At 43.4% G+C, this 19,033-nt stretch carries 15 protein-coding genes; 12 read left to right on the top strand and 3 right to left on the bottom strand.

Annotated features, from left to right (window positions below; translation table 11 throughout):
• Positions 1–2: 2 nt before the first annotated feature.
• The gene (gene dnaN, locus PSF09_RS17480; protein WP_004906806.1) at positions 3–1,103 is read right to left on the bottom strand and encodes a DNA polymerase III subunit beta; all 1,101 of its coding nucleotides are present in this window, start codon (positions 1,101–1,103) and stop codon (positions 3–5) included.
• 5 nt (positions 1,104–1,108) lie between these two features.
• A complete protein-coding gene (dnaA, locus tag PSF09_RS17475) occupies positions 1,109–2,500 on the bottom strand; it encodes a chromosomal replication initiator protein DnaA (RefSeq protein WP_109912543.1) in 1,392 nt (463 codons plus the stop codon).
• A 758-nt stretch (positions 2,501–3,258) separates the two neighbouring features.
• On the opposite strand from dnaA, the gene rpmH reads away from it, so the two are divergent.
• The 5 genes from rpmH (at position 3,259) to mnmE (ending at position 7,124) form a co-directional block, all read left to right on the top strand.
• On the top strand, positions 3,259–3,402 hold the full coding sequence (gene rpmH / locus PSF09_RS17470) for a 50S ribosomal protein L34 (RefSeq protein ID WP_004906236.1): 144 nt from the start codon (positions 3,259–3,261) through the stop codon (positions 3,400–3,402).
• A gap of 21 nt (positions 3,403–3,423) precedes the next feature.
• The gene (gene rnpA, locus PSF09_RS17465; RefSeq protein ID WP_004906229.1) at positions 3,424–3,783 is read left to right on the top strand and encodes a ribonuclease P protein component; all 360 of its coding nucleotides are present in this window, start codon (positions 3,424–3,426) and stop codon (positions 3,781–3,783) included.
• Positions 3,747–4,007 carry a membrane protein insertion efficiency factor YidD gene (yidD, locus tag PSF09_RS17460; protein WP_036959180.1) on the top strand — a complete coding sequence of 87 codons (261 nt, stop codon included), beginning with the start codon at positions 3,747–3,749 and terminating at the stop codon, positions 4,005–4,007. Before rnpA ends, yidD begins: the two co-directional genes overlap by 37 nt.
• A gap of 2 nt (positions 4,008–4,009) precedes the next feature.
• Positions 4,010–5,659, top strand: a complete 1,650-nt coding sequence (yidC, locus tag PSF09_RS17455) for a membrane protein insertase YidC (RefSeq protein WP_272684248.1) — start codon at positions 4,010–4,012, stop codon at positions 5,657–5,659.
• 100 nt (positions 5,660–5,759) lie between these two features.
• Positions 5,760–7,124: a tRNA uridine-5-carboxymethylaminomethyl(34) synthesis GTPase MnmE gene (gene mnmE / locus PSF09_RS17450; RefSeq protein WP_272684247.1), complete on the top strand. Its 1,365-nt coding sequence runs from the start codon at positions 5,760–5,762 to the stop codon at positions 7,122–7,124.
• A gap of 137 nt (positions 7,125–7,261) precedes the next feature.
• On the opposite strand, the gene fdhD is transcribed toward mnmE, so the two are convergent.
• Positions 7,262–8,092: a formate dehydrogenase accessory sulfurtransferase FdhD gene (fdhD, locus tag PSF09_RS17445; protein ID WP_272684246.1), complete on the bottom strand. Its 831-nt coding sequence runs from the start codon at positions 8,090–8,092 to the stop codon at positions 7,262–7,264.
• Between the two features lie 173 nt (positions 8,093–8,265).
• Between fdhD and fdnG the strand changes: the two genes are divergently transcribed.
• The 7 genes from fdnG (at position 8,266) to frc (PSF09_RS17410) (ending at position 18,980) form a co-directional block, all read left to right on the top strand.
• On the top strand, positions 8,266–11,313 hold the full coding sequence (gene fdnG, locus PSF09_RS17440) for a formate dehydrogenase-N subunit alpha (RefSeq protein ID WP_272684245.1): 3,048 nt from the start codon (positions 8,266–8,268) through the stop codon (positions 11,311–11,313).
• A gap of 11 nt (positions 11,314–11,324) precedes the next feature.
• Positions 11,325–12,269, top strand: coding sequence for a formate dehydrogenase subunit beta (gene fdxH / locus PSF09_RS17435; protein ID WP_004906826.1), 945 nt, complete (start codon positions 11,325–11,327; stop codon positions 12,267–12,269).
• Entirely contained in the window at positions 12,266–12,922 is a 657-nt protein-coding gene (gene fdoI / locus PSF09_RS17430; RefSeq protein WP_094961977.1) for a formate dehydrogenase cytochrome b556 subunit, read from the top strand. The genes fdxH and fdoI overlap by 4 nt, the downstream gene beginning before the upstream one ends.
• 657 nt (positions 12,923–13,579) lie before the next feature.
• The gene (gene frc, locus PSF09_RS17425) at positions 13,580–14,830 is read left to right on the top strand and encodes a formyl-CoA transferase (RefSeq protein WP_004264573.1); all 1,251 of its coding nucleotides are present in this window, start codon (positions 13,580–13,582) and stop codon (positions 14,828–14,830) included.
• Positions 14,831–14,895: 65 nt separating this feature from the next.
• Positions 14,896–16,599, top strand: coding sequence for an oxalyl-CoA decarboxylase (gene oxc / locus PSF09_RS17420; protein WP_123382695.1), 1,704 nt, complete (start codon positions 14,896–14,898; stop codon positions 16,597–16,599).
• A gap of 104 nt (positions 16,600–16,703) precedes the next feature.
• Complete coding sequence (gene yfdV / locus PSF09_RS17415; protein WP_004906833.1) at positions 16,704–17,648, top strand: transporter YfdV; 945 nt, start codon at positions 16,704–16,706, stop codon at positions 17,646–17,648.
• A gap of 75 nt (positions 17,649–17,723) precedes the next feature.
• A complete protein-coding gene (gene frc, locus PSF09_RS17410; protein WP_272684244.1) occupies positions 17,724–18,980 on the top strand; it encodes a formyl-CoA transferase in 1,257 nt (418 codons plus the stop codon).
• Positions 18,981–19,033: the final 53 nt, after the last annotated feature.

The following is a 19,033-nucleotide window of genomic DNA, read 5'->3' as shown; positions in this document are numbered from 1 at the left end:
GATTACAAACGCATTGGCATGACAACATACACCGCTGCTTTGCTATCAGCATCTTCAATCTGCACACTGGAAACGGCATCGGTTAACAGAAGTTGCACATTTTCACTTTTTAGTGCATTTAAGACATCTAAGATGTAGCTGACGTTAAAGCCAATTTCCATCTCAGTACCTTGATAGCTAACATCAACAATTTCTTCAGCTTCTTCTTGTTCTGGGTTATTGGCAGTAATACGCAGTTGGTTTTCGCTGAAATATAAACGCACACCGCGGAATTTCTCATTCGATAAAATTGCAGCACGAGAAAAGGCTTGCTTGAGTAAATCACAGCGTGCTTCTAAGGTTTTGTTTGGATTTTTCGGTAGTACTCGGCGGTAATCAGGGAAACGGCCATCAACCAATTTAGAGGTAAAGATAAAATCCCCAACGTGAGCACGAATATTATTACTGCCGATTTGCAGTTGTAGAGGGGTATCACCACCATCTAACAAGCGCATTAACTCAATTACCCCTTTACGAGGCACTATCACTGAATGAGAGGGTAGCGATTGACCAATATCCATTGCACACACGGCAAGCCTGTGACCATCAGTGGAAACGGTTCTGAGCATTTGGTCTTCGGTTTCAAATAGCATACCGTTAAGGTAATAACGGACATCTTGGTGCGCCATTGAAAACTGAGTGGCTTCAATTAAACGTTTCAGTATTGATTGCGGAAGAGAAAACTCCACTTCACTTTGCCAGTCATCCAAGTTTGGAAAGTCAGCGGCTGGCAACGTGGATAATGAAAAGCGGCTACGCCCAGAACGGACGAGCAGTCTGTCATCATTCAGCTCTACATGAATTTCAGAACCTTCAGGTAACCCACGCCAGATATCAAAAAATTTGCGTGCGGGCACGGTGGTTGCACCAATTTCGTGCTCCCCTGTTAGGGCAACATTGGCCATCATCTCCATTTCAAGGTCGGTCCCAGTGAGTTGGAGGGTGCCTTCTTTTACCTGTAATAAAAGGTTACCTAAAATAGGCAGAGTTGGACGCCCACCTAAAGGACCACTAACCTGTTGTAACGGTTTTAATAACTGCTCGCGTTCTATTGTAAATTTCATAGCAATTAAGATGATAATGTTCTGATTAAATTAGAAAAATCTTCTTTGATGTCATGGCTTTCTTCCCGTAATTGTTCAATTTTACGGCAAGCATGTAACACCGTGGTATGGTCACGGCCGCCAAAGGCATCCCCGATTTCAGGTAAACTATGGTTAGTCAGCTCTTTTGCCAGTGCCATTGCCATCTGACGCGGACGTGCGACAGAACGGGAACGACGCTTAGACAGTAAATCTGCAACCTTAATTTTATAATATTCAGCAACTGTTTTTTGAATATTATCAATAGTTACCAGCTTTTCTTGTAGTGCTAATAGGTCACGCAGTGCTTCTCTGACAAAATCGATAGTAATCGCGCGGCCAGTAAAGTTTGCGTTGGCAATCACACGATTTAACGCCCCTTCTAACTCACGAACGTTCGAGCGAAGGCGTTTGGCGATGAAAAAGGCCACTTCACCCGGAAGTTGAATCTCATTTTCATCTGCTTTTTTCATTAAAATCGCCACGCGAGTTTCTAACTCTGGTGGTTCGATTGCAACGGTTAGACCCCAACCAAAACGCGATTTTAAGCGATCTTCCACCCCGTTAATCTCTTTTGGGTAACGGTCAGAGGTCAAAATAATTTGCTGATTGCCTTCTAGTAGCGCATTAAAAGTATGGAAAAATTCTTCTTGCGAGCGCTCTTTGTTAGCAAAAAACTGGATATCATCAATGAGCAGTGCATCTACAGAACGGTAATAACGTTTGAATTCTTCAATCGCGTTGTTCTGTAGAGCTTTGACCATATCTTGAACAAAACGTTCAGAGTGCATATAAACCACGCGAGCGTTGGCTTTATGCTGCATAATACTATTGCCGACAGCATGTAATAAGTGGGTTTTACCTAGACCCGTTCCACCATAAAGAAACAATGGGTTGTAGGCACCGCCTGGATTTTCTGCCACTTGCCTCGCTGCGGCGCGAGCCAATTGGTTCGATTTACCTTCAACAAAGTTATCAAAAGTGTGCTTAGGGTTTACATTAGAACGATAAGCAACCTCTGGTTGTACTTTGGCTGAGTTGTCCCAACTCGGTTTAATTGGGGCTGACGGAACGGCAAACGCAGGTACTTGTTGAGTTGTACGTGCTTGTGTTGCTGCCGGTGCGACTGTAATCGGTTTGTTGCCTACCTCAAAGTGTAGTGCAGGCGCGTCAGTTCCACAAAAGTCATTCAATAATTCATTAATATTATTGATGTACTTGTCTCTAACCCAGTCGAGAACGAAACGATTTGGGGCATAAAGTGCCAGCGTATTGTCGTTTAATTCAGCTTGAAGGGGTCGTATCCACATACTGAATTCTGTGGCAGGTAGTTCATCCTGCAATCGGGCAAGACATTGCTGCCAAAGCGAAAGTGACACGTTGGACTCCCCTAAACAAGGTCAATGGAACAAGAAGTACGGATGTAAACAAAGAGTTTCTCGGGCTCATTCTTAGTGCTATGACCCAAAAATATTTTAGATTAACGCTTACTTACTGCATATTACCGATCGATGGATCAGAAATAGACCAGCGATCATACCGCAAAATTAGTCAGAGATCTCCATTCTTTTACACAGTTTTTATGCTTTTTATCCACAGGTAAATGTGATAAGGCCCCTCTTATAAAGAAGAAATAGACTGGGCTACCTAAATTTATCGTCATTTTTCCACATGCTGGGGATAACTTTAGACGATTTACAGTAAATATTCTGTATGATCAAAAAATATTTTTAGATCTCTTGAAGATCCTTGCGCTTTGGGTCGGAGTCCGTATAATCTTCCTCCCTGTGTACAGTACAGATGTGATTTTTACACGAAACTGAGGTAAACTTGTTGGGCTATATCGCTTTATTTTAACGTTAATGTTAGGTGGAGCGGGGCAAAAACAGGTTTTCAGCCAGTATGCGAATGTAATCATTCGTCGGCTGTCACAACATATGTCGGCAAACCGGTCAGCCAGGCTATAAATAAAAGTGGTTTGATTGCGTCATTTCATTGACGTGACCCCCTATGTTTTATTACAATCCTGCCTCTTTCTATATTGTTGCGATAGAGGCACAGGTGTAAATCAGTTTCCACTGGTTGCCAACGCGTTTACTGAATCAGTAATAAATTTAAAAGTTAGGTAGAAATCGTTATGAAACGCACTTTTCAACCGTCCGTACTGAAGCGCAACCGTTCACACGGTTTCCGTGCTCGTATGGCCACTAAAAATGGTCGTCAGGTTCTGGCTCGCCGTCGTGCTAAAGGCCGCGCTCGTCTGACCGTTTCATCTAAGTAATAAAGCTAGCCCTCTATTCAAGTGGTTACGCTCGCTTTTACCCGGGAGTTACGTTTGTTAACTCCCAGGCATTTCGATAATGTCTTTAAGCAGCCGCAGAGGGCGAGTTCCCCAGAGATAACAATCCTTGGTCGCCTAAACGAGCTGGGGCATCCCCGCATCGGTCTTACCATCGCCAAAAAAAATGTCAAACGAGCCCATGAGCGAAATCGCATTAAGCGGTTAGCGCGTGAATATTTTCGTCTGCATCAACATGAGTTGCCTTCAATGGACTTTGTGGTATTGGTAAGGAAAGGGGTCGCTAATCTCGACAATCAACAGATCACGGAAGCATTGGATAAGTTATGGCGTCGTCACCGTCGCTTGGCTCAAAAATCCTGATCATGTTGATCAGAGGCTACCAACTGGCAATTAGCCCGTTGTTAGGGCCTCGTTGTCGCTTCAATCCTACTTGTTCAAATTACGGAATTGAGGCATTGCGCAGGTTTGGTATGCTAAAAGGGAGTTGGTTAACGGCGAAACGCGTATTAAAATGCCACCCTTTACACGCTGGTGGAGATGATCCTGTCCCACCTAGAAAAACTGATGATAATAGAGAATTATAACGATGGATTCGCAACGCAATCTTCTACTCATCGCTTTGTTGTTCGTGTCGTTCTTAGTTTGGCAGGCCTGGGAGAGCGATAAAGTTGCTCAGGACGTTAAAACTGTTCAAACTTCGCAACAAGCGGATATGCCAAGCAGTGATGCTCAAGCCGTAACTGGCAGTGGGCAAGGTAAGCTCATCACAGTCAAAACTGATGTACTGGATATTCGCATCAATACTCGTGGTGGTGATATCGATGAGGCTGACCTGTTAGCCTATCCTGCGACCCTTCATTCGGAAAGCCCTTTCCGTTTACTGGAAACTAATCCAGGCTTTGTCTACCAGGCACAGAGTGGTTTGATTGGTCTTCATGGTCCAGACAACCCAGCAAATAATAATGGCGAACGTCCGCTGTATAGCGCAGATTCTACAACTTTCACATTAGAGAAAGGCCAAGACGTCTTGCGCGTACCAATGACATTTACTGATAACAACGGTGTTGTGTATCAGAAAACGTACATTGTTAAACGTGGCCAATATACTGTTGAAGTTGAATACAGTATTCAAAACCCAACCGCTCAACCACTGAGTCTCGCTTTCTTCGGTCAGTTAAAACAAACTATCGAGTTACCTAAAGAGCGTGACACTGGCAGCAGCAATTTTGCTCTGCATACCTATCGTGGTGCGGCGTATTCTTCTGATGAAAACAACTATAAAAAATATAGCTTTGGTGACATCGAAGATAAAAACCTCGACTTAACCACCAAAGGTGGCTGGGTAGCGATGTTGCAACAGTATTTTGCAACGGCGTGGATCCCGGCAAGTGCGGAAAAGAGTACTTTCTACACCATTGACCTTGATAAAAAGTCTGCCATTATTGGTTATAAAAGTGAACCAATGACCATTGCAGCTTATGGTGCAGGTACTTATTCATCAACGTTATGGGTTGGTCCTGAAATTCAGTCTGAAATGGCTGCAGTTGCACCACATTTAGACTTAACCGTTGATTATGGTTGGTTATGGTTTATCTCTCAGCCACTGTTTAAACTGCTGAAATTCATTCACGGTTTTGTGGGTAACTGGGGTATTGCCATCATCGTTATCACCTTTATCGTTCGTGGTATTATGTACCCGCTGACTAAAGCACAGTACACCTCGATGGCGAAAATGCGTTTACTGCAACCTAAACTGGCTGCAATGCGTGAGCGTATTGGTGATGATAAACAACGTATGAGCCAAGAAATGATGGCGATGTATAAAGCAGAAAAAGTAAACCCACTGGGTGGTTGTTTACCTCTGCTGATTCAAATGCCTATCTTCCTTGCACTTTACTACATGTTGATGGGTTCTGTTGAACTGCGTCACGCACCGTTCTTTGGTTGGATACAAGACTTGTCTGCACAAGACCCGTACTACATCCTGCCAGTACTGATGGGTGTGACGATGTTTGTGATTCAGAAAATGTCACCTACCGCTGTGACTGACCCAATGCAGCAGAAGATTATGACGTACATGCCAGTCGTGTTCACTATCTTCTTCCTGTGGTTCCCATCAGGTCTGGTTCTGTATTATATCGTGAGTAACTTAGTCACCATCATCCAGCAACAAGTGATTTACCGTGGTTTGGAAAAACGTGGTCTACATAGTCGCGATAAGAAAGAAAAGAAATAAATTGAATTTTAGGTGAGCCTTCTGCTCAGCTATCGATATAATATTAAGGCGGCCATTTAATGACCGCCTTAATTTTTTATAGGAATGACAGAGAAACATCATGCAAATCAACGATACTATCGTCGCACAGGCAACACCTCCCGGTCGTGGTGGTGTCGGTATTTTACGTGTATCTGGCCCGAAAGCGGCACAAGTTGCTGAAATCGTGCTAGGAAAACTTCCTAAACCACGTTATGCGGATTACTTGCCATTTCGTGATGAGGATGGTTCTGTTCTTGACCAAGGCATCGCTCTTTATTTTCCTGGCCCAAATTCATTTACGGGTGAAGATGTGCTTGAATTACAAGGACACGGTGGCCCAGTCATTCTTGATTTATTACTCAGAAGAATATTGACGATTGATGGTATTCGTATTGCCAATCCGGGTGAGTTTTCTGAGCGGGCATTTTTAAACGATAAGCTCGATTTAGCCCAAGCGGAAGCAATCGCCGATTTGATTGATGCGAGTTCTGAACAAGCAGCGCGTTCAGCGATGAATTCTTTACAGGGCGCATTTTCTTCTCATATTCACCAATTGGTGGAAGCACTCACTCACTTGCGCATCTATGTGGAAGCAGCTATCGATTTCCCAGATGAAGAAATTGACTTCCTGTCTGACGGGAAAATTGAAGCTAAACTCAACGAAGTCGTGGCAGATTTAGAACAAGTTCGCTCCCAAGCGCGCCAAGGTAGTTTATTGCGTGAAGGAATGAAAGTGGTAATTGCAGGGCGCCCAAATGCAGGAAAATCGAGCTTGCTAAATGCATTGGCGGGACGTGAGGCTGCGATTGTCACGGATATCGCGGGAACGACGCGTGATGTATTACGTGAACATATTCATATTGATGGTATGCCATTGCATATCATTGATACCGCAGGCCTACGCGAAGCCAGTGATGAAGTTGAGCGAATTGGTATTGAGCGTGCATGGAAAGAGATTGAACAAGCGGACCATGTGCTGTTTATGGTTGATAGCACCACAACCAATGCCACGGAGCCACAAGAGATTTGGCCTGAATTTATGGCGCGCTTACCTGATGAACTTCCGGTCACCGTAATTCGTAATAAAGCAGATATGACAGGCGAACCGGTGGAATTCATCAATGATACGCGTTATCCGTTAATTCGTTTATCTGCACGCGAGGAAAAAGGCATCGATTTGCTGCGCGATCACCTGAAAGAAACCATAGGCTTTAATAGCAATACAGAAGGTGGTTTCCTTGCTCGTAGTCGCCATTTACAAGCACTGAATGCAGCCGCTGTTCACTTAGAACAGGGCTATGACCAGTTAGTGAATGCTCGCTCCGGTGAGTTATTAGCGGAAGAATTACGTTTAGCTCAGTTAGAGCTCAGCGAAATTACCGGTGAATTTACTTCCGATGATTTATTAGGCCGTATTTTTTCAAGCTTTTGTATTGGGAAGTAATACGGTATCGCCTAAAACCTACACGTCATACCGTGTAGGTTTGTTTTATCGGTAGTCCCTTCATTTTTCCTGCTTTAATTCGCTATTAAGCTATTCTGACTTCTCTTAATCTAAAATGATTATCTTCAGTTGGAAAGTTAATCCCTTACCCGACTCCCGTGCGTAAACACCGTCGCTTTACCTTGACGACAAAAACCGACTAAGGTCAAATTGGCTTTTTCTGCGACTTCAATAGCGAGTGCAGTGGCGGCGGAAACAGCAAATAGAATTTCTGCACCGCAACTGGCGGCTTTTTGTACCATTTCATAGCTAGCACGGCTAGAAACCAGTACTGCGCCTTGTTGCCATTGGTTACGATGTTTCATACCTAAAAGTTTATCCAGAGCCACATGACGGCCGACATCTTCACATCCACCGACTAATTGCCCTTCTGGTGAAATCCATGCGGCCGCATGGGTACAACCGGTCAGTGCACCAATTTCTTGCACTTTTTTCAATTCATGTAATGCATTATCGAGATGCGAGAGAGAGAAGGTTTGGGTGAAAGGTAGTGGGGCGATCGGTTTGAAAATTTCATCGAGTTGCTCAGTGCCACAAATACCACAGCCTGTACGCCCTGCTAAATTACGGCGACGTTCTTTGAGTTCCATAAACCGACGGCTAGATAATTCAACATGCACTTCAATTCCGCGGTTGCAGCCTTCCACGATATCAATTCCACGAATTTCATCATCTGACTGTATTATCCCTTCAGAAAGTGCGAAGCCAACTGCAAAATCCTCAAGATCTTTTGGCGTTGCCATCATTACCACATGGGATATGCCATTGAAGACTAAAGCGACAGGAGATTCTTCTGCTACATAGTCATTTACGGGTAAATTTAGGTTGCCTTTTTGTTGCACGGTTGTGTGATTTAAGCCAATCATTTTGGTTAATTTGGAGTCATTTGTAGTATTTGTTTCATACATTAGATGAATTCCTAGCATTAATGATACATAATATTAATTATGGGTAAAAAGAATTTACACCATTTGCCGGGCAATGAACCTGGGACGTAAGGAAGACGTTGAATAAAAACAGTTTACCTGATTATCGCAATTGGCGTTAGGTAAACATGAGCAATGTAAATGAGGAGATCCCCATGCAAGTCAGCAGAAGGCAGTTCTTTAAGATCTGCGCTGGCGGTATGGCAGGTACGACGGCAGCGGCCTTGGGTTTTGCACCCGCCACCGCGTTAGCGTCAACGCGCCAGTATAAATTACTGCGTGCGAAAGAGACCAGAAATACCTGTACCTACTGTTCTGTCGGCTGTGGGCTGTTAATGTACAGCCTCGGTGATGGCGCGAAAAATGCAAAAGAGAGCATTTTCCATATTGAAGGGGACCCGGATCATCCGGTAAACCGTGGTGCACTTTGTCCGAAAGGTGCTGGACTTATCGATTTCATCCACAGTGAAAGCCGCTTGAAATACCCTGAAGTACGTGAGCCGGGGACTAATGAGTGGAAGCGTATCACTTGGAACGACGCATTTGATCGTATCGCTAAGTTAATGAAAGAAGACCGCGATGCGAACTTTATTGAGAAAAATAAAGACGGTGTGACGGTTAACCGTTGGCTAACCACCGGTATGCTTTGCGCATCGGCGGGAAGTAACGAAAGCGGCTTTGTAACACAAAAATTCACCCGCGCTCTCGGCATGCTTGCCGTTGATAACCAAGCGCGTGTCTGACACGGACCAACGGTAGCAAGTCTTGCTCCAACATTTGGTCGCGGTGCGATGACCAACCACTGGGTTGACATTAAAAATGCAAACCTAGTTGTCGTTATGGGTGGTAATGCGGCAGAAGCGCATCCAGTCGGTTTCCGCTGGGCGATGGAAGCTAAAATCCATAATAAAGCCAAATTAATTGTTATTGACCCACGCTTTACCCGTACTGCGGCAGTGGCGGATTTTTACACGCCTATCCGTTCGGGTACAGATATCGCGTTCTTATCAGGTGTTATCAAATACTTACTGGATAATGAAAAAATTCAGCGTGAATACGTGGAAGCGTATACCAACGCCAGTTTAGTTATTCGTGAAGATTATGGTTTTGATGACGGACTGTTTACAGGTTATGACGAAGAAAAACGTCAATACGACAAAACCACGTGGAACTATGAGATGGATGAAAACGGCCTTGCGCTGCGCGATCCAACTCTAAAACACCCACGTTGTGTGTTAAATCTATTAAAAGAACACGTCAGCCGTTATACACCTGAAGTGGTGAATAACATCTGTGGTACGCCAATTAAAGATTTCTTGCAAGTCTGTGAGTACCTTGTAGAAACGAGTGCTAAAGATAAAACAGCATCGTTCTTATATGCATTAGGTTGGACTCAACACACCGTGGGTGCGCAAAATATTCGTACCATGGCGATGATCCAATTACTGCTGGGTAATATGGGGATGTTAGGCGGTGGTGTAAACGCACTGCGTGGTCACTCCAATATCCAAGGTTTAACTGACTTAGGTTTACTGTCGCAAAGCTTACCGGGTTATTTAACCTTACCATCAGACAAACAAACCACATTAGAAAGTTACTTAGCTGCAAACACGCCAAAAGCAACGGTTGAGGGTCAAGTTAACTATTGGGGTAACTACCCGAAATTCTTTGTCAGTTTGATGAAGACTTTCTACGGAGATAAAGCGCAGAAAGAAAATAATTGGGGTTTTGATTTATTACCTAAATGGGATCAAGGTTACGATGTATTGCGCTATTTTGAGATGATGGATAAAGGGGAAGTTAACGGCTATATCTGCCAAGGCTTTAACCCATTAGCGTCATTCCCGAATAAAAACAAAGTCGTTAAGTCGCTGTCAAAACTGAAATTTTTGATTACCGTTGACCCACTGAATACGGAAACGTCGAATTTCTGGCAAAATCACGGCGAAATGAATGATGTGAATCCGGAAGAAATCCAAACTACGGTATTCCGCCTGCCATCTTGCTGTTTTGCTGAAGAAAATGGTTCGATTGTTAACTCGGCACGTTGGTTGCAGTGGCACTGGAAAGGTGCGGATGCCCCAGGTGAAGCGATCAGTGATGGTGAAATTCTGTCTGGTATTTTCCATCGTCTACGTCAACTGTATGCCTCTGAAGGCGGTGCGGTACCTGAACAAGTTCTAAGTATGACTTGGAATTACTTCGACCGAGATAATCCAACGCCAGAAGAAGTCGCTCAAGAAAACAATGGTTATGCTTTAGTTGACTTGAAAGACGCTGATGGCAACGTTCTGGTGAAAAAAGGCGAACTGCTGAGCTCGTTTGCCCAGTTACGTGATGACGGTACCACTGCGAGTGGCTGCTGGATATTTGCAGGTAGTTGGACGCCAAAAGGCAACCAAATGGCTAACCGTGATAACTCTGACCCAACGGGTCTGGGGAACACATTAGGTTGGGCATGGGCGTGGCCTCTGAACCGCCGTGTGATTTATAACCGTGCATCAGCAGACCCAATGGGTAAACCTTGGGATCCGAAACGTCAAATCCTTGAGTGGGATGGCAGCAAGTGGATAGGGATGGATATTCCTGACTATAGCAATGCCGCACCGGGAAGTGGTGTTGGTCCGTTTATCATGCAGCCAGAAGGTATGGGACGTCTATTCGCACTGGATAAAATGGCTGAAGGCCCATTCCCAGAGCACTACGAACCAATTGAAACGCCGTTGGATACCAACCCATTACATCCAAAAGTCGTATCAAACCCTGCAGCTCGTGTGTTTAAAGATGACTGGGCGCAAATGGGTAAAGCGACAGAATTCCCTTATGTTGGAACGACTTATCGCTTGACTGAACATTTCCACTATTGGACAAAGCATGCCTTGTTAAATGCCATCATTCAGCCGCAACAGTTCATTGAAATTGGTGAACGTCTGGCGAATGAAAAAGGTATCAAACAAGGTGATACGGTGAAAGTCAGCTCTAAACGCGGTTATATCAAAGCGAAAGCTGTGGTGACCAAACGTATTCATACGCTGAAAGTGGCGGGTAAAGATATCGATACCATCGGTATCCCTATTCACTGGGGCTTTGAAGGCTTGGCTGTGAAAGGCTTTATTGCTAACACGTTAACGCCGTATGTGGGTGATGCGAATACTCAGACACCGGAATTTAAATCGTTCCTTGTCAATGTGGAAAAGGTGTAAGGAGATAAATTATGTCAATGCAATCTCAGGACATTATTCGTCGCTCTGCCACCAATTCCCTGACTCCCGCACCTCAGGTGCGGGACTATAAGGAAGAAGTTGCAAAGCTTATCGATGTGACGACCTGTATCGGCTGTAAAGCTTGTCAGGTCGCGTGTTCCGAATGGAACGATATCCGTGACAAAATCGGGACTAACGTTGGGGTATATGATAACCCAACCGATTTAACCGCTAAATCATGGACGGTAATGCGCTTCTCTGAAGTGGAAGAGAACGATAAATTTGAATGGCTGATCCGTAAAGATGGCTGTATGCACTGTGCTGACCCAGGCTGTTTGAAGGCATGCCCTTCGGAAGGCGCGATAGTACAGTACAAAAACGGTATCGTTGATTTCCAATCGGAACATTGTATTGGTTGTGGCTATTGTATTGCGGGTTGCCCGTTTGATGTACCGCGCATCAACCCAGAAGATAACCGCGCCTACAAATGTACGCTGTGTGTTGACCGTGTTGAAGTTGGTCAAGAGCCTGCGTGTGTGAAAACGTGTCCAACCGGCGCTATCCATTTTGGTAGCAAAGAAGACATGATTAACATGGCAGGTGAGCGTGTTGAAGAGCTGAAAACCCGTGGTTATGCAAACGCAGGTTTATATGACCCTGAAGGGGTTGGTGGTACGCACGTGATGTACGTTTTACACCATGCAGATAAACCGCAGTTGTATCACGGATTGCCGGAAAACCCGACAATCAGCCCTACCGTTACTTTCTGGAAAGGTATCTGGAAGCCGTTAGCAGCGGTTGGTTTTGCTGCGACATTTGCGGCGGCCATCTTCCACTATGTGGGTATTGGTCCGAACCGCGTCTCCAAAAAAGATGAAGAAGAGGCTTTAGAAGATTTGCATAATGCAATGTCATCTGACACTTCGAAATCAAAAGAAGGGGAGGATCAGAAATGATGCCAGATGATAACGACAAAATTATCCGCCATAAACCGATTGAAAGGATCAATCACTGGGCGGTTGTGATTTGCTTCTTGTTCACTGCAATCAGTGGGCTTGGGTTCTTTTTCCCATCCCTCAACTGGTTTATGAACATTTTAGGCACGCCACAACTGTCGCGAATTTTGCATCCATTTGTGGGTACGGCGATGTTCTTGCTGTTCGTATTTATGTTCTTCCGCTATTTCCACCATAACTTCATTAATAAAGAAGATATCAAGTGGGCAAAAAATATCGGTAAGGTGCTGAAAAACGAAGAAGCTGGTGATGTCGGCCAATATAACCTCGGTCAAAAAGGGGTGTATTGGGTGGTGACTATTTGCTTATTAGCGCTGGTGGTCACGGGAGTGATTATGTGGCGTCCTTATTTCGCAGATTACTTCCCAATCCCTGTTTATCGCGCAGCGATTCTTATTCACTCGCTCTCTGCGATTGCGCTGATCATTATGATTGTGGTCCACGCTTATGCCGCGATTTGGGTGAAAGGTTCAGTGCGTGCGATGGTTGAAGGTTGGGTGACTCGTGGTTGGGCTAGAAAGCACCATCCATTGTGGTACCGCCAGCTTTTGGAAAAAGAAAAACAGCAAAAACAGCAACAAGAGAAAAACTAAGTTTTATTATTATTGTTGTTATCAAACCCACAAATGACTAATGTTATTTGTGGGTTTTTTATATCTAAAAAATATAAACATTCAATTTATTTGAAAGAAAGAAAATTAGATATATTTATTAGATGACCTGTTTACGATTTATTATCATTATAGTTAATCAAAATAAGATTAATAAAAACACTCATCAAATATGGATGCTCTTATTTCGCGTATAATTTACATTATTTTTAAACCAAGAATAAACAAATAAACATTTATTCGTTTTTATTTTATGTGAAAAAAAGATGCTAACCATTCAACTTATTGATAATAAACTATTTTTATAATTGTTATTTCTTTGTGAATAGCTATTGAATATTGATATTAGATCAATAAATAGCTATCTTAAATGGGCATTATTGATTAATTCGATATTTTGTTTCTAATTGCAAGTTTAAGTTGAATTAATATGCTGGCGTTGAGTTGTTTTAAGAATGTTATGGTTTACATATATTAATGGAATTAATTACTGGACATTGGTGATATTATTTAATAAAAATAGTCATGTAGTTAGTAATAAATATAAAAACCATCATATATATAAATATCTTTTTAACGCAGCTAAATAATTGAACCGTCTTACATTCCTTTTACGACAGCTAAATAAAGAGGTAACACATGGATCTTCCTTTACAAGGTATTAAGGTACTGGATTTCACCGGTGTACAATCAGGGCCATCTTGTACTCAAATGTTAGCGTGGTTCGGCGCGGATGTTATTAAGATTGAACGTCCGGGAGTTGGAGATGTCACGCGCAATCAATTAAGGGATATTCCTGATGTGGATGCGCTGTATTTCACAATGCTTAATAGTAATAAGCGCTCAGTAGAATTAAATACTAAAACACCAGAAGGTAAAGAGGTGATGGAGCGGCTGATTAAGCAAGCCGACGTCCTCGTTGAGAACTTTCATCCAGGTGCAATTGACCATATGGGTTTCACTTGGGAACACATTCAAGAATTAAATCCTCGTTTGATTTTCGGTTCCATCAAAGGTTTTGATGAAGACTCTCCTTATGCCGATGTTAAAGCCTACGAGAACGTTGCCCAAGCCGCAGGTGGTGCTGCCTCCACGACAGGTTTTTGGGATGGCCCACCATTAGTGAGTGCCGCAGCGTTAGGTGATAGCAATACGGGTATGCACTTGCTCATAGGCTTACTTGCAGCGCTATTACACCGCGAGAAAACAGGCAAAGGTCAGCGAGTGACTATGTCGATGCAAGATGCTGTACTCAACTTGTGCCGAGTCAAACTTCGTGACCAGCAACGATTAGAGAAAATTGGCTACCTTGAAGAATACCCGCAATATCCAAATGGTACGTTTGGTGATGCTGTTCCTCGTGGCGGTAATGCTGGTGGCGGCGGCCAGCCAGGTTGGATTTTAAAATGTAAAGGCTGGGAAACTGACCCAAATGCTTATATTTATTTTACTATCCAAGAACAGGACTGGGAGCAAACCTGTGTCGCTATTGGTAAGCCTGAATGGGCAACTGACCCTGCTTACAATACACCAAAGGCTCGTCAACCTCATATCTTTGATATTTTTGCTGAAATTGAAAAATTCTTAGCAGATAAAGATAAACATGAAGCGGTCGAATATTTGAGTAAATATGGTGTACCTTGCGCCCCTGTACTCAGTATGCGTGAAATTGCACGAGACCAATCGCTGCGTAAGAGCGGAAGTATTGTTGAAGTTGAACAGCCAAAACGCGGGACTTACTTGACGGTAGGTTGTCCGATGAAATTCTCCTCATTTACACCCGATATCAAAAGCGCGCCATTGTTGGGTGAGCACACAGATCAAGTCCTAACTGAATTAGGTTATAGCGCAGATGAAATTGCAGCAATGCGCGCGAACAAAGCGATCTAATTTTAAAAATGGGGAGTGACTTATCACTCCCTTTAATCTTTTAATCAGTTAATTATGAGGTAGACATGTCTGCTGATCAAACCCAAAACCTGACTGATGGTATGCATATTATTGTCGATGCGCTTAAAAAAAATGGCATTGATACAATCTACGGTGTTGTTGGAATTCCAGTGACTGACATGGCAAGGCATGCACAAGCTGAAGGTATTCGCTATATTGGATTTCGCCATGAACAATCCGCGGGTAATGCGGCTGCAATTAGTGGTTTTATCACCCAAAAACCGGGTATCTGCTTAACGGTTTCGGCGCCAGGTTTTTTAAATGGTATGGTGGCGCTGGCTAATGCAACCACCAACGGTTTTCCAATGATTCAAATCAGTGGTTCGAGCGACAGAGCGATAATTGATTTGCAGCAGGGTGATTACGAAGAATTAGACCAAATGAACACGGCAAAACCCTTTGTAAAAGCGTCTTACCGTGTGAATAAACCCGAAGACCTTGGTATCGCACTCGCGCGAGCAATCCGCGCTTCGGTATCAGGCCGTCCAGGTGGAGTTTATCTTGATTTAACAACGGAAGTGTTGTCTGCCGTGATGGATAAAGACGCGGCGGATAAAACCATTTTTACAGTAGAAGACCCTGCGCCAAGACAAATTCCATCACCCGATTCAGTGAATAAAGCCCTTAAGCTGCTCGCCTCAGCTAAGCGGCCATTAATTATTTTGGGTAAAGGCGCCGCTTATGCTCAAGCGGATGACAATATTCGTCAATTTATTGAAACGACGGGCATCCCTTATTTACCGATGTCAATGGCAAAAGGGCTGTTACCAGATACGCATCCTCAGTCAGCGGCATCTGCTCGCTCATATGCCTTATCCAGTGCGGATGTTGTGGTGTTAATGGGAGCTCGCCTTAATTGGTTGCTTGATCATGGTAAAGGTAAACACTGGTCACCAGAAACTCAATTCATTCAGTTAGATATTGAACCTTCTGAAATTGATAGTAACCGCCCAATAACCGCACCTGTTGTTGGTGATATTTACTCAAGTATCGAGTCTTTATTGGCAGGGCTCAAATCAATCCCCGTTAAATCTCCAACGGAATGGCTCGCTAGTATTGATGAGCACAAGAAAATTAATGTCGAGAAAATGGCAGCTAAGTTAAACACTGACACTTCTCCTATGAATTACTTTAACGCCTTACGCGCAATCCGCGATGTGCTGGTCGATCACCAAGATGTTTATGTCGTTAATGAAGGTGCTAACACGCTTGATAACGGACGAAATATTATTGATATGTACCAACCACGTAAACGCTTAGATTGTGGAACCTGGGGCGTAATGGGCGTTGGAATGGGCTATGCAGTTGGTGCAGCTGTAACCAGTGGTAAGCCTGTTGTAGCGATTGAAGGCGATAGTGCATTCGGCTTTAGTGGTATGGAAATTGAAACGATTTGTCGTTACAAATTGCCTGTCACTATTTTGATTTTCAATAATGGTGGGATTTACCGTGGTGATGGCGTAAATCTCCATGGTGACCAAGACCCTTCCCCTACAGTTTTAATGGGTGGAGCGCGTTATGACAAAATGATCGAGGCTTTTGGTGGCATTGGTTATCAAGCAACAACGCCAGCAGAGATACAGGAAGCCTTGAAGGCAGGTTTAACATCGGGTCATCCAACCTTGATAAATGTCGTTATTGACCCTGCAGTTGGAACGGAAAGTGGCCATATTGGTAATTTAAATCCGAAGTCTGTAGTGAAAAATTAACGCAGTATCACGTTAACTAACAAAGATTACCTTACGCGGCTCATTTTTAATGAGTTGCGTACGGAATCTTATTGCCAAAATAGGTGGGTCTTATGGCTGATTTTATGTATAAGATTTTTATGAGCGACCTATTACCTATCATTATTATTATGGTATTAGGTTATGTGAGTGGTAAACGAAATGTGTTTACCAGTGACCAAGCGAAAGCATTTAATAAGTTGGTATTAAATTACGCATTACCTGCTGCATTATTTGTGTCTATCGCGCGTGCTAATCGAGAAATGATATTTGCAGACGCTAAATTGACTATTATTTCATTTGTGGTCTTGCTCGTTTGTTTCTTTTTCTCTTTCTTTAGCTGTAAATATATTTTTAAACATAGTCGTGGCGAAGCTGCGGTATGTGCATTAATTGCAGGTTCTCCGACAATTGGTTTCTTAGGGTTTGCGGTTCTAGACCCTATTTATGGTGAAACCGTTTCAACGGGATTAGTTGTTGCCATTATATCCATCATCGTTAATGCCATTACAATTCCTATCGGCTTGTTCTTACTGAACCCATCTGATGCAGAAGGGAAAAAAGGCGGCGGCGGTATGGATGCATTAATCTCAGCCTTTAAAGAACCTGTCGTATGGGCTCCGGTACTCGCGACTGCACTGGTACTAGTTGGTGTGAAAATTCCAACTGTTTGGGACCCGACATTTGATTTAATTGCGAAAGCAAACTCCGGTGTTGCGGTATTTGCTGCGGGTCTGACATTAGCCGCGAATAAGTTCGAGTTCGATGGTGAGATTGTCTATAACACGTTATTAAAGCTAGTGTTAATGCCAGGGTTAATGTTGCTGGCGGGTATGATGTTTAATATGGGTACAGAGCAACTGCAAATGATGGTATTAGCCGGGGCGTTACCACCAGCGTTCTCTGGAATAATTATTGCAAGTCGCTTTAATCTGTATACCCGAACAGGAACAGCATCGCTGGCCGTGAGTGTGCTTGGTTTTATCATCGCAGCTCCAGCGTGGATCTACATCTCTCGACTTGTTTCATAGAAAGAATAAACGGGTCAAAATGAGTTGCCATGGCGTGAGAAATGACGCCATGGCTGTTTTGTAAAAAGGTGAATTATGACTTCTTCAAAACCGCTTGATGGGATACGTGTTCTTGATTTTACGGGAGTCCAGTCAGGCCCATCTTGTACACAAATGCTTGCTTGGTTCGGTGCTGATGTGATCAAAATTGAACGCCCAGGGGTTGGGGATGTGACTCGTAACCAATTACGAGATATTCCAGATGTCGATGCGTTATATTTTACGATGTTAAATAGTAATAAACGCTCTTTAGAGCTCAATACCAAAACCCCAGAGGGAAAAGCCGTGATGGAGAAATTAATACGTCAGTCTGATGTATTAATTGAAAATTTTCATCCGGGGGCTATCGACCATATGGGGTTCACATGGGAGTACATTCAAGAACTTAATCCACGGTTAATTTTTGGCTCGATTAAAGGGTTTAATGAAAATTCGCCCTATGCGAACGTTAAGGCCTATGAAAATGTTGCTCAATCTGCGGGAGGTTCCGCATCAACGACAGGCTTTCCGGATGGCCCTCCAACGGTAAGCGCTGCGGCATTGGGGGGCAGTAATACGGGTATGCATTTATTGATAGGCATACTGACAGCATTATTACACCGTGAAAAAACAGGTAAAGGGCAACGTGTTACGATGTCGATGCAAGATGCGGTGCTTAATTTATGTCGTGTGAAATTACGTGATCAACAACGTTTAGAAAAACTCGGTTTCTTAGAGGAGTATCCTCAATATCCCAACGGAACATTTGGTGATGCGGTTCCCCGTGGGGGAAATGCGAGTGGGGGGGGCCAGCCGGGCACGATGCTCAAATGTAAAGGCAGTGATGTTGATCCAAATGCCTATATTTATTTTATTAATCAAGATCATAATTGGGAAAATACCTGTGATGCAATTGGGCGCCCAGAATGGAAAACTGACCCTGCTTTTGCTACTACACAGGCACGTGCAAGCCATATCCAAGATGTATGGGATGCAATCGAAGAAATCGCCAAAGACAAAGATAAACATGCACTAACCGACTATTTTGATCAGTTTGATGTGCCATGTTCCGCAGTATTAAGTATGAAAGAAATTATGGAAGACCCTTCTTTGCGTCGTAGTGGCTCAATTGTCGAGGTTCAGCAACCAAAACGAGGCTCATATTTAACGGTGGGTTGCCCAATGAAGTTTTCAGCGTTTATCCCTGAAATTAAAAGTGCTCCATTGCTAGGGGAACATAATAACGAAGTGTTAAAAGAGCTTGGTTATAGTGATGAACAAATTATGGAAATGAAAAAAAATAATGTTATTTAATTAATAACATTAAATTCGCTCTTAATATGATTCTCTAAAAAAGAAAATTAATA

It is taken from the genome of Providencia sp. PROV141 (genome assembly GCF_028481645.1).
In the GTDB taxonomy this organism is placed as follows: domain Bacteria; phylum Pseudomonadota; class Gammaproteobacteria; order Enterobacterales; family Enterobacteriaceae; genus Providencia; species Providencia rettgeri.
This window is presented reverse-complemented; position numbering and strand designations above follow the sequence as displayed.

Excerpts from the sequence above, each read along its gene's own strand:
- yidC (WP_272684248.1), top strand. The coding sequence starts at position 4,010 with ATGGATTCGCAACGCAATCTTCTACTCATCGCTTTGTTGTTCGTGTCG.
- rpmH (WP_004906236.1), top strand. The coding sequence starts at position 3,259 with ATGAAACGCACTTTTCAACCGTCCGTACTGAAGCGCAACCGTTCACAC.
- mnmE (WP_272684247.1), top strand. The coding sequence starts at position 5,760 with ATGCAAATCAACGATACTATCGTCGCACAGGCAACACCTCCCGGTCGT.
- yidD (WP_036959180.1), top strand. The coding sequence starts at position 3,747 with ATGGCGTCGTCACCGTCGCTTGGCTCAAAAATCCTGATCATGTTGATC.
- yfdV (WP_004906833.1), top strand. The coding sequence starts at position 16,704 with ATGTATAAGATTTTTATGAGCGACCTATTACCTATCATTATTATTATG.
- dnaN (WP_004906806.1), bottom strand. The coding sequence starts at position 1,103 with ATGAAATTTACAATAGAACGCGAGCAGTTATTAAAACCGTTACAACAG.
- frc (WP_004264573.1), top strand. The coding sequence starts at position 13,580 with ATGGATCTTCCTTTACAAGGTATTAAGGTACTGGATTTCACCGGTGTA.
- fdoI (WP_094961977.1), top strand. The coding sequence starts at position 12,266 with ATGATGCCAGATGATAACGACAAAATTATCCGCCATAAACCGATTGAA.
- frc (WP_272684244.1), top strand. The coding sequence starts at position 17,724 with ATGACTTCTTCAAAACCGCTTGATGGGATACGTGTTCTTGATTTTACG.
- oxc (WP_123382695.1), top strand. The coding sequence starts at position 14,896 with ATGTCTGCTGATCAAACCCAAAACCTGACTGATGGTATGCATATTATT.
- fdhD (WP_272684246.1), bottom strand. The coding sequence starts at position 8,092 with ATGTATGAAACAAATACTACAAATGACTCCAAATTAACCAAAATGATT.
- fdxH (WP_004906826.1), top strand. The coding sequence starts at position 11,325 with ATGTCAATGCAATCTCAGGACATTATTCGTCGCTCTGCCACCAATTCC.